The organism is Pseudomonas farsensis (genome assembly GCF_014268805.2).
Lineage (GTDB): Bacteria > Pseudomonadota > Gammaproteobacteria > Pseudomonadales > Pseudomonadaceae > Aquipseudomonas > Aquipseudomonas farsensis.
In genome coordinates this window covers 509,429-524,554 of record NZ_JABWRF020000002.1, presented here as the reverse complement: position 1 = coordinate 524,554, position 15,126 = coordinate 509,429, and the positions used below count along the sequence as shown (strand labels likewise).

12 protein-coding genes are annotated in these 15,126 nt (G+C 62.5%); 9 read left to right on the top strand and 3 right to left on the bottom strand.

Annotated features, from left to right (window positions below; all coding sequences use genetic code 11):
• The first annotated feature begins 50 nt into the window (after positions 1-50).
• From HU719_RS11745 to HU719_RS11710, 8 genes are all read left to right on the top strand, one after another.
• Complete coding sequence (locus tag HU719_RS11745; RefSeq protein WP_186535194.1) at positions 51-1,505, top strand: bacteriocin immunity protein; 1,455 nt, start codon at positions 51-53, stop codon at positions 1,503-1,505.
• A 167-nt stretch (positions 1,506-1,672) separates the two neighbouring features.
• Complete coding sequence (locus tag HU719_RS11740) at positions 1,673-2,671, top strand: phosphate ABC transporter substrate-binding protein PstS (RefSeq protein WP_186535187.1); 999 nt, start codon at positions 1,673-1,675, stop codon at positions 2,669-2,671.
• A gap of 148 nt (positions 2,672-2,819) precedes the next feature.
• Positions 2,820-5,108, top strand: coding sequence for an ABC transporter permease family protein (locus tag HU719_RS11735; RefSeq protein ID WP_186535185.1), 2,289 nt, complete (start codon positions 2,820-2,822; stop codon positions 5,106-5,108).
• Between the two features lie 17 nt (positions 5,109-5,125).
• The gene (pstA, locus tag HU719_RS11730) at positions 5,126-6,796 is read left to right on the top strand and encodes a phosphate ABC transporter permease PstA (protein WP_186518675.1); all 1,671 of its coding nucleotides are present in this window, start codon (positions 5,126-5,128) and stop codon (positions 6,794-6,796) included.
• 96 nt (positions 6,797-6,892) lie between these two features.
• Positions 6,893-7,726, top strand: a complete 834-nt coding sequence (gene pstB, locus HU719_RS11725) for a phosphate ABC transporter ATP-binding protein PstB (RefSeq protein ID WP_186518678.1) — start codon at positions 6,893-6,895, stop codon at positions 7,724-7,726.
• 121 nt (positions 7,727-7,847) lie between these two features.
• On the top strand, positions 7,848-8,618 hold the full coding sequence (phoU, locus tag HU719_RS11720; protein WP_186518680.1) for a phosphate signaling complex protein PhoU: 771 nt from the start codon (positions 7,848-7,850) through the stop codon (positions 8,616-8,618).
• Positions 8,619-8,779: 161 nt separating this feature from the next.
• A complete protein-coding gene (locus HU719_RS11715) occupies positions 8,780-9,691 on the top strand; it encodes a response regulator (RefSeq protein WP_186518682.1) in 912 nt (303 codons plus the stop codon).
• A 390-nt stretch (positions 9,692-10,081) separates the two neighbouring features.
• The gene (locus HU719_RS11710) at positions 10,082-10,981 is read left to right on the top strand and encodes a peptidoglycan DD-metalloendopeptidase family protein (protein WP_186535228.1); all 900 of its coding nucleotides are present in this window, start codon (positions 10,082-10,084) and stop codon (positions 10,979-10,981) included.
• A 4-nt stretch (positions 10,982-10,985) separates the two neighbouring features.
• Here HU719_RS11710 and HU719_RS11705 read toward each other — a convergent pair whose 3' ends face one another.
• From HU719_RS11705 to phoB, 3 genes are all read right to left on the bottom strand, one after another.
• Entirely contained in the window at positions 10,986-12,326 is a 1,341-nt protein-coding gene (locus HU719_RS11705) for a hemolysin family protein (RefSeq protein ID WP_186518684.1), read from the bottom strand.
• 125 nt (positions 12,327-12,451) lie between these two features.
• Positions 12,452-13,756 carry a phosphate regulon sensor histidine kinase PhoR gene (phoR, locus tag HU719_RS11700; protein WP_186535177.1) on the bottom strand — a complete coding sequence of 435 codons (1,305 nt, stop codon included), beginning with the start codon at positions 13,754-13,756 and terminating at the stop codon, positions 12,452-12,454.
• A 118-nt stretch (positions 13,757-13,874) separates the two neighbouring features.
• Complete coding sequence (phoB, locus tag HU719_RS11695; protein ID WP_186518688.1) at positions 13,875-14,564, bottom strand: phosphate regulon transcriptional regulator PhoB; 690 nt, start codon at positions 14,562-14,564, stop codon at positions 13,875-13,877.
• Between the two features lie 177 nt (positions 14,565-14,741).
• Here phoB and HU719_RS11690 point away from each other — a divergent pair, with 177 nt between their 5' ends.
• Entirely contained in the window at positions 14,742-15,110 is a 369-nt protein-coding gene (locus tag HU719_RS11690) for a COG4315 family predicted lipoprotein (protein WP_186535175.1), read from the top strand.
• The last annotated feature ends 16 nt before the right edge of the window (positions 15,111-15,126 follow it).

Here is a 15,126-nt window from a genome sequence, read left to right as displayed (position 1 = left end):
GACAACATTAAACCTGCACCGTTGATGTCTTCCCATGCGAGGGATTCAAGATGAAACCTGCAAATCAACTGATCGACTATGAAGAACACGAGTTTCTGTCGGTGGTCCACGCCATCTGGAATGTCGAACTGCCCCAGCCCGAGCACGACCTTCATATTGCCCATTTCAACAGCATCGTCGCGCACCCCGAGGGCAGCGACCTGTTGTTCTGTCCTCAATCCAGCAACTTCGGTGTGGCCAACTCTCCCGCTACGGTTATCGACACCTTGAAGGCTTGGCACCAAAGCCAAGGTCGGCCGGCGTTCAAAGACCCTGTACTGGCCCCCACCATTGCGCCGGCTGCTAAAACCCGCGAACAGCGCGCCAGCGAAAGCTCCAGCCTTAATCTGGAGCGGGCGCGTACGCTGGTTGCGCAAGTTCAAGCAGCAGAGCAGCAGGCGGCTGGGCACTTTGCCGCCTTGGAGCAACAACTGGCTGCCGAGCCCGCTCACGGCAGCGATGCACTCGCCGCGTTGCGAGGCCTGGAGTCTGCCCAGTACCAGGCCAAGCGCTCGGTGGATGCGCTCAAGCGGCAGGCCTTGCCCGTCAGGCTGGCCTATGAGGGAGCACAGCGCGATACCTCCAGCCGATTCCTCGATTCCGGCATCCAGGCACTGGTGCTGCAAGTGATGACGCAAGGCAGCCAGCAGCATGCAGTCGCGCTTGCATCTGCTCTCGAACGCCATCCGCCACTCTACCAGCGCGGGGTCGAGCGCATCGAACGCCTGGAGGCGCAAACCGCAACGCTTGCCCCAGGCCCGTTGGCCTTGAAAAACGCGGCGCATATGGCAGGGCTTTACCCGGCACTCCTGACTGCGCAGGGTATGAGCCGGGACTTCGCGCAACAGCAGTATCACCTGATCAAGACATTTCGCTCGGCCTTGGCTGAATTGCACTGGCAGGCTACTTCGCCGCAAGGAGAGCCCGGCACCCAGGTGCCAGTGCTCGAATTCGTCTTCGCATCGCCCAGCGAAGACCCGCGCTTTGCAGTCACCGTGCCTTTGGCTGAGCTCTTCGAGGATGACCTGCTGGACTGGGCCGAGCTTGCCCAGCGTGGTGCGAAGGCCATGCTGCCATTTCGGTTGTTTGCAGCGGTACAGGTTACCGATGGCGAGCCCCAGAGCATTGGCGTGAAACCCTTCACTCACCGCAGTGAAGTGCTGATGGCTCAGGGGCACGGCGCAGGCGTGCCGGTGCGGGCGGCGCGCTGGGACGAGCAGTTGCAGGCATACGTGGTAGGCGGCGAATTGCCTGGCGCGCCTACGCTATTGTGGTGCGCCGGTGAGGATGCCTATGCGCCGGTCACTACCGACCGCCCTGCCAGCATCGGCTATTTACGCCTGCCGCCCGTTCCGCAGGCCCGCGAATCAGCGCCAGCCCCCAGCTTCAACGACTGCATCGTGGTATTTGCGCCTGAGGCTAACCTGAGCCCGGTCTACGTCATGTTCGGCGATCGCCGCACGTAACCGCAGGGCTGAGGCAACCGCCTGGGATATCGATAAAGGCCACCCGAGCGTCTCGTGGTGGCCTTTCATCCAATTGTCACATTGGGGTCATAGAGTGTTCACACGGCCTACAGATACTTGGGCCCGTTCCATCACAACCCCTACGATATTCCTGCTAGGAGCAAGGCATGAAACTGAAGCGTTTGATGGCGGCCCTGACCTTTGCCGCCGCTGGCGTTGCAACCGCCAATGCGGTCGCCGCTGTCGACCCAGCCATCCCGACCTACACCAAGACCACCGGTGTATCGGGCAACCTCTCCAGCGTCGGTTCCGACACCCTCGCGAACCTGATGACCCTGTGGGCCGAGGCCTACAAGAAGGAATATCCGAACGTAAACATCCAGATCCAGGCCGCCGGTTCCTCCACCGCGCCACCTGCGCTGACCGAGGGCACCGCCAACCTCGGCCCGATGAGCCGCAAGATGAAGGATGTCGAGCTGCAGGCCTTCGAGCAGAAGTACGGCTACAAGCCAACCGCCATCCCGGTTGCCGTCGACGCCCTGGCTGTCTTCGTGCACAAGGACAACCCGATCAAAGGCCTGACCATGGCTCAGGTCGACGCCATCTTCTCCTCCACCCGCCTGTGCGGTGGCAAGGCTGACGTCAAGACCTGGGGCGATGTGGGCGTGAAAGGCGACCTGGCCAACAAGCCAATCCAGCTGTTCGGCCGCAACTCGGTATCGGGCACATACGGCTACTTCAAGGAAGAAGCCCTGTGCAAAGGCGACTTCAAGCCTAACGTCAACGAACAACCTGGCTCCGCTTCGGTGGTGCAGTCGATCAGCTCCTCGCTGAACGGCATCGGCTACTCGGGCATCGGCTACAAAACCGCCTCGGTGAAAACCGTCGCCCTGGCCAAGAAAGAAGGCGGCGAGTTCGTTGAAGACAACGAAACCAACGCCCTGAACGGCACCTACCCGCTGTCGCGCTTCCTCTACGTCTACGTCAACAAGGCGCCGAACAAGCCGCTGGCACCGCTGGACGCCGAGTTCATCAAGCTGGTGCTGTCGCAGGCCGGTCAGCAGGTCGTGGTGAAGGACGGCTACATCCCGCTGCCTGCCAAAGTGGTCGACAAGACCCTGGCTGACCTGGGCCTGTCCCACGCTGGCAACGTTGCAAAGAAGTAATTAGGCAGTAATCGGAAGAGGCCGGCAGCCCATGCGCCGGCCTTTCCCCACGAATTCGTCAGTCCGCAGCCAGGGCTCCTGAGCGGCGGGCTTTTTTGCGTCACTGCACTGTCATGTTTTTGTCATACGGGACCGCTAGGGTGTGCGCATGAATGATCTGGCCAACTCCACCATGACCCAAAATTCTCCGCCGCTGCGTATTGATTTCAATACGCCCGAGTTGCAACGCAAGCGCCGTATGCGCGCCCTCAAGGACCGCCTGACCCGCTGGTATGTACTGGTGGGCGGGCTGGCCGTGCTGGCTGCCATTACGCTGATCTTCTTCTACCTGGCCTACGTGGTGCTGCCGCTGTTCCAGGGCGCCGAACTGACCAGCAAGAAGGCGCTGGAACCCACCTGGCTGCAACAGGATGCCGGCAAGCCGCTGATGATCGCCCTCGAGGAGCAAAACCTTGTGGGCATGCGCGTTTCCGACAAGGGCCAGGCGCTGTTCTTCGATACCAAGACCGGTAACGAACTCAAGCGCGTCGACCTGCCGCTGCCAGCCGGCACCCAGGTCAGCTCGATCGGCAGCGACCAGCCGGGCAGCCCGCTGGTGGTGCTGGGCCTGTCCAACGGCCAGGCGCTCGTGTTCCACCACAGCTACAAGATCACCTACCCGGACAACAAGAAGACCATCGAGGCAGGTATCGACTACCCCTATGGTCAGGGCGCGTTCACCTTGGATGATCAAGGCCGCCCGCTGGAGCATGTAGCCGTCAACGTCAATGGCGAAACCCTGCTGCTGGCCGGCTCCACCGGTGCGCAACTGCAGGTTATGGAGCTTGCACGCACCGAGAACATGATGACCGGCGAGGTCACCACCGAGCAGAACCGCATTGCCTTGCCGCAGATGACCGAGACGGTGAAGAACATCTTCATCGACCCGCGCCAGCAGTGGCTGTACGTGGTCAACGGCCGCGCCACTGCCGATGTGTTCAGCCTGCGCGAAAAGAGCCTCAATGGCCGCTACAAGCTGCTTGAAGACGGCAACGCCGAAATTACCGCCAGCGGGCAGCTGGTGGGCGGCATCTCGCTGATCTTCGGTGACTCCAAGGGCGGCCTGAGCCAGTGGTTCATGGCCCGCGACCCGGACGGTGAGTCGCGCTTGAAGCTGATCCGCAGCTTCCAGCTGGGCAAGGCGCCTGTGGTGCAGATCGACGCCGAAGAACGCCGCAAGGGCTTCATTGCCCTGGACAGCGAAGGCAAGCTTGGCGTGTTCCACAGCACCGCACACCGCACCCTGCTGGTTGAGCCGGTTGCTGAAGGCGCAGGCATTCTAGCCCTGTCGCCACGTGCCAACCGCATCATCATCGAAGAAGGCGGCAAGCTGCTGCCGCTGAGCCTGCGCAACCCGCACCCTGAAGTGTCGTTCAGCGCGCTGTGGGGCAAGGTCTGGTACGAGAACTACGACGAGCCGAAGTACGTCTGGCAGTCGACCGCCTCGAACACCGACTTCGAGCCCAAGCTGAGCCTCTCGCCACTGACATTCGGTACGCTCAAGGCCGCGTTCTACGCGATGATTCTGGCCGCACCGCTGGCGATTGCCGCAGCCATCTACACCGCCTACTTCATGGCACCTGGCATGCGCCGCAAGGTCAAGCCGGTGATCGAGTTGATGGAGGCGATGCCGACGGTGATCCTCGGCTTCTTCGCCGGCCTGTTCCTGGCGCCGTACCTTGAAGGTCATCTGCCGGGCGTGTTCAGCCTGCTGATGATCCTGCCCCTGGGCATTCTGGTTGCAGGCTTTGCCTGGAGCCGCCTGCCGGAGTCGATCCGCCTGCGCGTTCCAGATGGCTGGGAAGCGGCCATCCTGATCCCGGTGATTCTGGCCATTGGCTGGTTCGCACTGTTCATGAGCCCGTTCATGGAAAGCTGGTTCTTCGGCGGCGACATGCGCCTGTGGATCAGCAACGACCTGGGTATCACCTACGACCAGCGCAACGCCCTGGTAGTGGGTATCGCCATGGGCTTTGCGGTCATCCCGAACATCTACTCCATCGCCGAAGACGCTGTGTTCAGCGTGCCACGCAGCCTCACCCTGGGCTCGCTGGCCCTGGGTGCGACGCCATGGCAGACCCTGACCCGCGTGGTCATCCTCACCGCAAGCCCGGGTATCTTCTCGGCCTTGATGATCGGCATGGGCCGGGCGGTGGGCGAGACCATGATCGTGCTGATGGCTACCGGCAACACCCCGGTAATGGAAATGAACCTGTTCGAGGGCATGCGCACCCTGGCCGCCAACGTGGCCGTGGAAATGCCTGAATCTGAGGTCGGTGGCAGCCACTACCGTGTGCTGTTCCTCGCCGCACTCGTGCTGCTGATGTTCACGTTCATCATGAACACCTTGGCCGAGCTGATTCGCCAGCGCCTGCGCAAGAAATACTCGTCGCTTTGATAGAAAGGTAGAGATCCGTGAAAAAGGATTCCCTCAAAGGCTGGTTCAAGAGCGGCGCCCCCGGCGTCTGGATCAGCGGTGGCGCGGTGGCAATCGCGGTCATCATGACCATTGGCCTGTTGTCCGTGATCGCCGTACGTGGCCTGGGCCACTTCTGGCCGGCTGACCTGATCCAGGCCACCTACAAGGTGCCGGGCCAAGGCGACCATGTGATCGTCGGTGAAGTGGTACAGAAAGAAGAAGTCCCGCGTGAACGCCTCAAGGGCGCCGGCTTGCCGGTGCCTGACCAGGGCCCTGAGTTCATGACCCGCGAGCTGATCAAGGTCGGTAACCGCGACCTCAACGGCAGCGACTTCACCTGGGTGGTCGGCGAGTGGCTGGTGGACCAGCAACGTCCGGCCGACCTGATGGCCCTGGAGCGCCGCGAGTGGGGCAACTTCTACGGCTACCTGGTCAGCGTCAAGGAAGAGGGCCGCGTGGTCGCTCAAGGCCCCGAGGCCTGGAACGAACTGCAGGTACGCCTCAAGCGTGCCAGCGACCTCAACGACCAACTGGTCAAGCTTGAGAAGAAGGACATCGGTGCCATCAACCATGGCCTCGAACGCCTGCGCCTGCAAAGCCGCAAGCTGGAGCTGCAAGGCAAGCTCGACGCCGCTGCCCAGGCTGACATGGACGCTGAGCGTGCCGAGCTGAACAACCGCTACAAGGCCATCGAAGAGCGCCTCACCGGCCTGCACCAGGCGTTTGCCCGCGACAGCCTGGTGGCCCGCGATGGCAACGGCCGCGAAGTCGAGATCAACCTGAGCAAGGTGGTCCACGCGATCCAGCCCAACGGCATGTCCGCCATGACCAAGATGGGCAGCTACTTCGGCAAGGTGTGGGAATTCCTCAGCGATGACCCGCGTGAAGCCAACACCGAAGGCGGTATCTTCCCGGCCATTTTCGGCACGGTGATGATGACCCTGATCATGGCCGTGATCGTGACCCCGTTCGGTGTGCTGGCGGCAGTGTACCTGCGTGAATACGCACGCCAAGGCCCGGTAACCCGCCTGATCCGTATTGCGGTGAACAACCTGGCGGGGGTTCCGGCCATCGTCTACGGCGTGTTCGGCCTGGGCTTCTTCGTCTATGTGCTGGGTGGTTCCATCGACCGGCTGTTCTTCCCCGAGTCGCTGCCGGCGCCCACCCTTGGTACGCCGGGCCTGCTGTGGGCCTCGCTGACCCTGGCGCTGCTGGCGGTGCCGGTGGTGATCGTGGCCACCGAAGAAGGCCTGGCGCGCATTCCACGCACGGTGCGTGAAGGCTCGCTGGCGCTGGGTGCAACCAAGGCCGAGACGCTGTGGAAGATCGTGCTGCCGATGGCAAGCCCGGCGATGATGACCGGGATGATTCTGGCCGTGGCCCGCGCTGCCGGCGAAGTGGCCCCGCTGATGCTGGTGGGTGTGGTCAAGCTGGCGCCGTCGCTGCCAGTGGATGGCAACTACCCGTACCTGCACCTTGACCAGAAAATCATGCACCTGGGCTTCCATATCTACGACGTCGGCTTCCAGAGCCCCAACGTCGAGGCCGCGCGGCCGCTGGTGTACGCCACCGCGTTGCTGCTGGTGCTGGTAATCGCCACCCTCAACCTCTCGGCGGTGTGGATCCGTAACCACCTGCGCGAGAAGTACAAGGCCCTCGACAGTTAAGCCCAAGCCATAAGCGGCAAGCCTTGAGCAGATTGCCGCTTTTGCCCCAACTTGCAGATAGCAGCTTGAAGCTTGCAGCTTCAACGGAGTGAGAACATGCAACACGACAGCCATACCCACGCCATCGACATGTCGGCCCTGGGCCGCGACAAACAGAGCCTGCGCCTGGCCGAAGAAACCGTGGCCATCGAAGTGCCTGGCCTTTCGCTGTTCTACGGCGACAAGCAGGCGCTGTTCGATGTGCAGATGAACATCCCCAAGCAGCGCGTCACGGCCTTCATCGGCCCGTCCGGCTGCGGCAAGTCGACCCTGCTGCGCACCTTCAACCGCATGAACGACCTGGTCGACGGCTGCCGCGTGGAAGGCGCCATCAACCTGTACGGCAACAACATCTACCGCAAGGGCGAGGACGTTGCCGAACTGCGCCGCCGCGTGGGCATGGTGTTCCAGAAGCCCAACCCGTTCCCCAAGACCATCTACGAGAACGTGGTCTACGGCCTGCGTATCCAGGGCATCAACAAGAAGCGCACCCTCGACGAAGCCGTTGAGTGGGCGCTCAAGGGTGCCGCGCTGTGGGACGAGGTCAAGGACCGCCTGCATGAGTCGGCGCTGGGCCTTTCCGGTGGCCAGCAGCAACGTCTGGTGATTGCCCGTACCATTGCCGTCGAGCCCGAAGTGCTGCTGCTCGACGAACCGTGCTCGGCACTCGACCCGATCTCCACGCTGAAGGTCGAAGAGCTGATCTACGAACTCAAGTCCAAGTACACCATCGTCATCGTTACCCACAACATGCAGCAGGCAGCCCGTGTTTCGGACTACACCGCGTTCATGTACATGGGCAAACTGATCGAGTTTGGTGATACCGACACCCTGTTCACCAACCCGTCGAAGAAGCAGACCGAAGACTACATTACCGGTCGTTACGGCTAGGGCGCCTTTGGCGCAGCTGCACGCTTGAAGCGGCAAGCTGCAAGAGCAGGCGGCCAGGGAATGACACGAACTACTTGAAGCGTGCAGCTAGAGGCTTGCAGCTTCTTCGCGGAGCGAAAGCATGATCAACAAAGAAAGCCTTACCCACCACATCTCCCAGCAGTTCAACGCCGAGCTTGAAGAGGTGCGCAGCCACTTGCTGGCGATGGGCGGGCTGGTCGAGAAGCAGGTCAACGACGCCGTCACCGCGCTGATCGAGGCCGACTCGGGCCTTGCCCAGCAGGTGCGTGAGGTTGACGAACAGATCAACCAGATGGAGCGCAACATCGACGAAGAATGCGTGCGCATTCTGGCCCGTCGCCAGCCTGCGGCCTCCGACCTGCGCCTGATCATCAGCATTTCCAAGTCGGTGATCGACCTGGAGCGCATCGGCGACGAGTCCACCAAGATCGCCCGCCGCGCCATTCAACTGTGCGAAGAAGGCGAGTCGCCACGCGGCTATGTCGAGGTACGCCACATTGGCGACCAGGTACGCAACATGGTGCGTGACGCGCTCGACGCCTTCGCCCGCTTTGACGCCGACCTGGCGCTGTCGGTGGCCCAGTACGACAAGACCATCGACCGCGAGTACAAGACCGCGCTGCGCGAGCTGGTCACCTACATGATGGAAGACCCACGCTCGATCTCGCGTGTACTCAGCGTCATCTGGGCGCTGCGCTCGCTTGAGCGGATCGGCGACCACGCGCGCAATATCGCGGCGCTGGTGATCTACCTGGTACGCGGCACCGACGTGCGGCACATGGGCCTGAAGCGCATGGCGGCCGAGGTTAAAGGCGCGGAGCAGGAAGAGGCCGAAATAGCTAATGTTCCGGCTGAACCGGACGATAAATAAGATTGCTCCCGAGCATCACGCCCGGCTTCTGCCGGGCGTTTTCGTTTGTGGTCGAGCACCAGCAGGCACCCGCGAACGACAGTGAAAGTCCCGGCGTGACCAGTGGTTTGGCAAATTGCCATCAGTCGGCGGTATGCTAGTCGGGATTAAGAGGAGTATCGATGAGTAAAGTCAATGTGCTGGTCGTGGACGATGCCCCGTTCATCCGCGACCTGGTAAAGAAGTGCCTGCGCAACGCGTTCCCTGGCATGGTTATCGAAGATGCAGTCAATGGCCGCAAAGCCATGGCGCTGCTTGCCAAGGAGCGTTTCGACCTGGTCCTGTGCGACTGGGAGATGCCGGAAATGTCCGGCCTCGAACTGCTGAGCTGGTGCCGTCAGCAGGAAGAAATGAAAACCATGCAGTTCATCATGGTGACCAGCCGTGGTGACAAGGAGAACGTGATCCAGGCCATCCAGGCCGGCGTCTCCGACTTCGTTGGCAAGCCGTTCACCAACGAACAGCTGCTGACCAAGGTGAAAAAATCCCTGACCAAGATCGGCAAGCTCGACAGCCTGATGGCCGGCGCGCAGGCGCGGGTCAACTCGGCGTTTGCCAATGACTCGCTCAGCGCCCTGACCGGTGGCCGCACCGAAGCCGCCAAAGTGGCCGCGCCGGTTGCCGCTGCTGCGCCTGCGGCTGCCAAGCCATTGATCAACGCCCCGACCCCACGGCCTTCAAGTGCGGCCGCTCCGGCTGGCCGTGGCCAAGGCCAACTGCGCCTGGCCAGTGGCCCACAGCCGTGTGTGATCAAGGCCTTGAGCCTGAAGGAAGCCTTGCTGGTGGTACGCCGTGGCGCCAACCTGCCGCAGGTGCTCGAAGGTGCGGTGCTGGACCTGGAGCAGGGCGACAACGCCGAAACAGCGCGCCTGAACGGCTATCTGCATGCCATTGCAGCGGTTGAAGCCAAGCCTGACAGCGACTGGCTGCAAGTAACCTTCAAGTTCGTCGACCAGGATGCGCAGAAGCTCGATTACCTGTCGCGGTTGATTGCCCGCGGTACGGCGCAGAAGCACTTCACGCCTGGGGCGTAAGCGTTTGTGGTGGCGGCTAAGGCCGCACCCACAGGGCCGTTGCTAGAGTCCATGGTTTTGTACAAACCTGTTCCCGCCAGACATATCTCCATGTAGCGAGCTCCTTTGTGGCGAGCGGGCTTGTCCCGCGTTGGGCTGCGCAGCAGCCCTGAAAACCCCAAGGGCTGCTGCGCAGCCCAACGCGGGACAAGCCCGCTCGCCACGACGCTCTGTCATTTCCCACAGGATTGGGTCCAACCAGCCATGTTGCGGCTGGGCGCGGTCTTTGTGGGAAGCTGGCGCCAGCCTGCGATGAGGCCAGTGCAGGCCCATCACCCGACCAACTGCCACCCCTCTCCTGAAACCGGCTGCTAGGCTCAGACAGGTCGCCCCTGTCAAATGGCCACCATCATGCCTGCCGCCCGCCTGCTGCTGTTCTGTGCGCTGTTCACGGCCTCGGCGTCCAGCCATGGCATGACCATCTACACCACCACCGACAACTACGGGGTGGCCTCCTACTCCGATACCCCAAGCCCCGGTGCCAAGGCGTTCGTCTACCGCGAAGCGATGGTCGAGCGCATCGACAGCAAAGTACGCCTGCAAACCGAAGCGTTTCCCGGTGGGGTGAGGTTCATCGCGCGCAACGAGCTGTACGTGCCGATGGAGGTCGAACTGCGAGTCGATGGCCTGGCCAACGCCTTCGGCGGCAACGCCCCACGCGTGGTGCGGCGGGTGCTGGCGCCGCGTTCGACGCTGGTGCTGAGCGCGGTACTGGCGGCCCCCGGCGGGGCGCTGAAGTACAACAGCAAGTTTCGCTACGCCATGGGCGACCCGGTGCAGCGTGCCCAAGGCTACCGCTACCCGTTCCCGTGGAAGGGCGGGCCGTTTCGTATCAGCCAGGGGCCCAACGGGCGGGTCAGCCACTTCGGTGCCAGGGGCCGCTACGCCATCGATATCGCCATGCCCGAAGGCACGCCGATCATCGCAGCGCGTGGCGGCATGGTGGTCAAGGTCGAGAACCGCCAAAGCGGGCGTGGCACCAACCCTTCAGGCAACTTCGTGCGCATTCTCCACCCCGACGGCACCATGGGCGTGTACCTGCACCTGATGCGCGGTTCGGTGGTGGTGGCGGAGGGGCAGCAGGTGCTGGTGGGGCAGGCGCTGGCCAAGTCGGGCAACACCGGCAACAGCACCGGGCCCCACCTGCACTTCGTGGTGCAGCGCAACGTGGGGCTGGCGCTGGAGTCGATCCCGTATCAGTTCGACCGGCCAATCAACGGCATGCCGGACTTCACTGCCGGCAACCCGTAAGCCGTCAGTCGAGCTTGAGCACCTTGGCCAGCACGATCTTCGGCCCTTTCATCTTCTTGATGATGATGCGCAGGCCTTCGACCTCCAGCACGGTCTCTTCTTCGGGCACGCGCTTGAGCGTCTCGTAGACCAGCCCGGCCAAGGTTTCGGCCTCGATGTGGTCAAGGTCGACACCCAGCAGGCGCTCGATCTTGAACAGTGGCGTATCACCGCGTACCAGCAGCTTGCCGGGCTGGTAGGCGAGGATGCCGCGCTCGGTCTTGCGATGTTCGTCCTGGATATCGCCCACCAGCACTTCCAGCACGTCTTCCATGGTCAGGTAGCCGATCACCTTGCCATCGGCTTCTTCAACCAGCACGAAGTGCGCGCCACCCTTGCGGAACTGCTCCAGCAACTGCGACAACGGCATGTGCCGCGATACGCGTTCCAGCGGGCGGGCGAGGTCTTCCAGGTCGATGGTTTCGGGCAGGTGGTCCAGCTCGGCCAGCTCCAACAGCAGGTCCTTGATGTGCAGCAGGCCGGTGAATTCTTCACGCTCGGCGTCATACACCGGGTAGCGGCTGAACTTGTGGCGGCGGAACATCGCGAGGATCTGCTTGAGCGGCGCGTTGGCGTCGATGCTGACCATGTCTTCGCGCGAGTTGGCCCAGTCGACCACCTCCAGTTCGCCCATTTCCACCGCCGAGGCCAGCACACGCATGCCTTGGTCGCTTGGGTCCTGGCCACGGCTGGAGTGCAGGATCAGCTTGAGCTCTTCGCGGCTGTAGTGGTGCTCATGGTGCGGGCCAGGCTCGCCCTGGCCAGCAATGCGCAGGATGGTGTTGGCGCTGGCGTTGAGCAGGTAGATGGCCGGGTACATGGCCCAGTAGAACAGGTACAGCGGCACCGCGGTCCACAGCGACAGCAGCTCGGGCTTGCGGATGGCCCACGACTTGGGCGCCAGCTCACCGACCACGATGTGCAGGTAGGAAATGACGAAGAATGCGACGAAGAACGAGACGCCCTTGATCAGCTCGGGCGAGTCGACGCCGAAATACGCCAGCAGCGGCTCGAGCAGGTGGGCGAACGCCGGTTCACCGACCCAGCCCAGGCCCAGCGACGCCAGGGTGATACCCAGCTGGCAGGCCGACAGGTAGGCGTCGAGCTGGTTGTGCACCTTGCGCAGAATGCTGCCCCGCCAGCCGTGCAGCTCGGCGATGGAGTCGACGCGGGTGGAGCGCAGCTTGACCATGGCGAACTCGGCAGCAACGAAGAAACCGTTGAGCAGCACCAGGAAAAGGGCGAAAAGAATCATGCCGAAATCGGCGAATAACGAGGTGAGGCTGATACCAGGGGAAGGGTCCATGATGGGGTTTTTACTGGGTCCGTCTTTAGAAATAGGAAGAAAAAAAGTGCCAGCGATGGCTGGCACAGGGGATCCAATGTAGCGGCTGATGGGGCAAAAGCAAAGGGCCGCAGAGAAATACGCCGTTACCCTTGGCTGGCGATCTGCACCGGCGCAAAGTGGCAGGTAAAGGTACTGCCATGCCCCGGCACGCTGCTGATCTCAAGCTTGCCACGGTGGCGCATCAGCACATGCTTGACGATCGCCAGCCCCAGCCCGGTGCCACCAGTATTGGACGCACGGCTGGAATCGACCCGGTAGAAACGCTCGGTGAGGCGCGGCAGATGCTTGGCGTCGATGCCTACGCCTGAGTCCTGCACGCTCAGGTGCGCACCCTGTTCGTCGGCCCACCAGCGAATGCGGATGCTACCGGCGTCCTGGGTGTATTTGACGGCGTTGAACACCAGGTTGGAAAACGCGCTGCGCAGCTCGGACTCGCTGCCTTTGAGGCGAATGCCCGGGGCTGCTTCCAGGGTGATGCGCTGGTTGCGCGGCCCGGACAGCGCCTCGGCGTCATGCTTGATGGTGCCAAGCAGGGCATCGACACTGACCGGCTGGTTGTCCGACGGATAGTCCGTGGCTTCGAGCTTGGCCAGCAGCAGCAAGTCGTTGAGCAGCGTCTGCATGCGCGAACCTTGTGCGCTCATCTGTTGCAAGGCGCGGCTCCAGCGCGGGTTCACGTCCTCGACGTTATCGAGCAGCGTTTCCAGGTAGCCGGTGATCACTGTCAGCGGTGTGCGCAGCTCGTGGGACACGTTGGCGACGAAGTCTTTGCGCATTTGTTCGAGCTGGTGAATGCGGGTGACGTCGCGCACCAGCATCAGGTGCTCGCTGTTGCCGTAGCGGGTGATGTGCAACTGCACGCGCAGCCGGTCGTTGATCGGGGAGGGGATTTCCAGCGGTTCGAGGTAGTTTCCGGCGTCGAAATACTCCTTGAAACGCGGGTGGCGCACCAGGTTGGTCACAGGCTGGCCGCCGTCCTGCGGGGTCTTGAAGCCAAGCAGGGTTTCAGCGGCGCGGTTCCACCATTCAAGGTTGCCGTCGCTGTCGAGCATGATCACCGCATCGCGCAGCGCAGCGGTGGACTCCTGCACCCGGTCGATCACCGCTTGCAGGCGCCCGCGCACCCGCAGGTCGCGGCGTTGCAGGTGGTAGATGCTGTCAAAGACTTCGCCCCACAGGCCATAACCGTCTGGCGGTGCCTCGTCGGGTTGGTGGTTGCGCAGCCAGTCGTGCAGGCGCAGCAGTTGCTTGAGGGTCCAGCCCAGGTACAGCGCCAGGCCGATAGCCAGGCTCCAGCCGTAGTAACCGCTGATCAGCCCGCCGACCAGGCAGACAGTGATCAGCAACAACAGATGACGAATCAGGGTTGCGTGCCAGTTCTGGTTCAATTTGCGGATCCTTCGGATCCCGCTGCAAGTTGCGCGCTACACGCTGCAAGTCGAAGCGGATCGGTGATGCTTCTAGTCCATGTTCCGGCCTGACGCTGCCGGCTTGCCGCTGCGTTTCTCAGCTCTTGGTAGAGAAGCGATAGCCGGTGCCGCGCACGGTTTGTACCAGATTTTCGTAGGCTTCACCCAGCGCCTTGCGCAGCCGGCGAATGTGCACATCGACCGTACGCTCCTCGACATACACGTTGCCGCCCCACACCTGGTCGAGCAACTGGCCACGGGTGTAGGCGCGCTCCTGGTGGGTCATGAAGAATTGCAGCAGGCGGTATTCGGTGGGGCCCATTTCGGCAGGCTTGCCATCGATGGTCACGCGGTGGCTGATCGGGTCAAGCAGCAGGCCGCCCACTTCGATCGGCGCTTCGCTGTCGCTAGGCCCGGCGCGGCGCAATACGGCTTTCAGGCGCGCGACCAGCTCACGGGGCGAGAATGGCTTGGTGATGTAGTCGTCGGCGCCGACTTCCAGGCCCTGGATCTTGTTGTCCTCTTCGCCCTTGGCGGTGAGCATGATGATCGGAATGCCGCCGGTCAGCTCATCGCGCTTCAGGCGCCGGGCCAGCTCGATACCCGAGGTGCCCGGCAGCATCCAGTCGAGCAGGATCAGGTCGGGCTTGCGGTCAACGATGATGGCGTGGGCCTGCTGCGTGTTTTCGGCCTCCAGGCAGTCATAGCCGGCCATTTCCAACGCAACGGCGATCATCTCGCGGATAGGCGCTTCGTCGTCGACGATCAGAATGTTTCTGCCAACCATGCTCAATTACCTCTCCCGGGAACGATGTCTTGGCCCGCATTAGATAACGGAATTATTGCAGCTGTGTGACAGAGCATGGGCGGTCGTGGCGACATTTCATGACTGGACTAGGCTTGAAGGGGCCGCCCGGGCGGTGCAGCACCCCCCAAAAAAGCCCCGAATACCATGGTGAATCCAATGACACGACATACGCTGAGCTGGATGGCCCTTATCGCAACATTCGCAGTGCCAGGGGTGGCGTTGGCGCAACCCGCGATGGAGAAGGGCGGCATGCTGGTTGATCATGCCGGCATGGCCTTGTACACCTTCGACAAGGACACCGGCGGCAAGTCCATGTGCAATGACGCCTGCGCAAGCAACTGGCCGCCGCTCAAAGCCAGCGCCGGCGACAAGGCCGAAGGCAAGTGGACCCAGATCAAACGCGACGACGGCTCGATGCAATGGGCCTACGACGGCAAGCCACTGTACACCTTCGTCAAGGACAAGAAAGCCGGCGACATGACCGGGGACGGCATGAAGGACGTCTGGCACGTCGCCAAGCCTTGATACCGCAATCGCAGGC

Bases quoted from the DNA above. Each gene is read 5' to 3' on its own strand.
- HU719_RS11690 (WP_186535175.1), top strand. From the start codon at position 14,742: ATGACACGACATACGCTGAGCTGGATGGCCCTTATCGCAACATTCGCA.
- HU719_RS11710 (WP_186535228.1), top strand. From the start codon at position 10,082: ATGCCTGCCGCCCGCCTGCTGCTGTTCTGTGCGCTGTTCACGGCCTCG.
- HU719_RS11705 (WP_186518684.1), bottom strand. From the start codon at position 12,326: ATGGACCCTTCCCCTGGTATCAGCCTCACCTCGTTATTCGCCGATTTC.
- HU719_RS11735 (WP_186535185.1), top strand. From the start codon at position 2,820: ATGAATGATCTGGCCAACTCCACCATGACCCAAAATTCTCCGCCGCTG.
- HU719_RS11745 (WP_186535194.1), top strand. From the start codon at position 51: ATGAAACCTGCAAATCAACTGATCGACTATGAAGAACACGAGTTTCTG.
- HU719_RS11740 (WP_186535187.1), top strand. From the start codon at position 1,673: ATGAAACTGAAGCGTTTGATGGCGGCCCTGACCTTTGCCGCCGCTGGC.
- phoB (WP_186518688.1), bottom strand. From the start codon at position 14,564: ATGGTTGGCAGAAACATTCTGATCGTCGACGACGAAGCGCCTATCCGC.
- pstB (WP_186518678.1), top strand. From the start codon at position 6,893: ATGCAACACGACAGCCATACCCACGCCATCGACATGTCGGCCCTGGGC.
- phoU (WP_186518680.1), top strand. From the start codon at position 7,848: ATGATCAACAAAGAAAGCCTTACCCACCACATCTCCCAGCAGTTCAAC.
- HU719_RS11715 (WP_186518682.1), top strand. From the start codon at position 8,780: ATGAGTAAAGTCAATGTGCTGGTCGTGGACGATGCCCCGTTCATCCGC.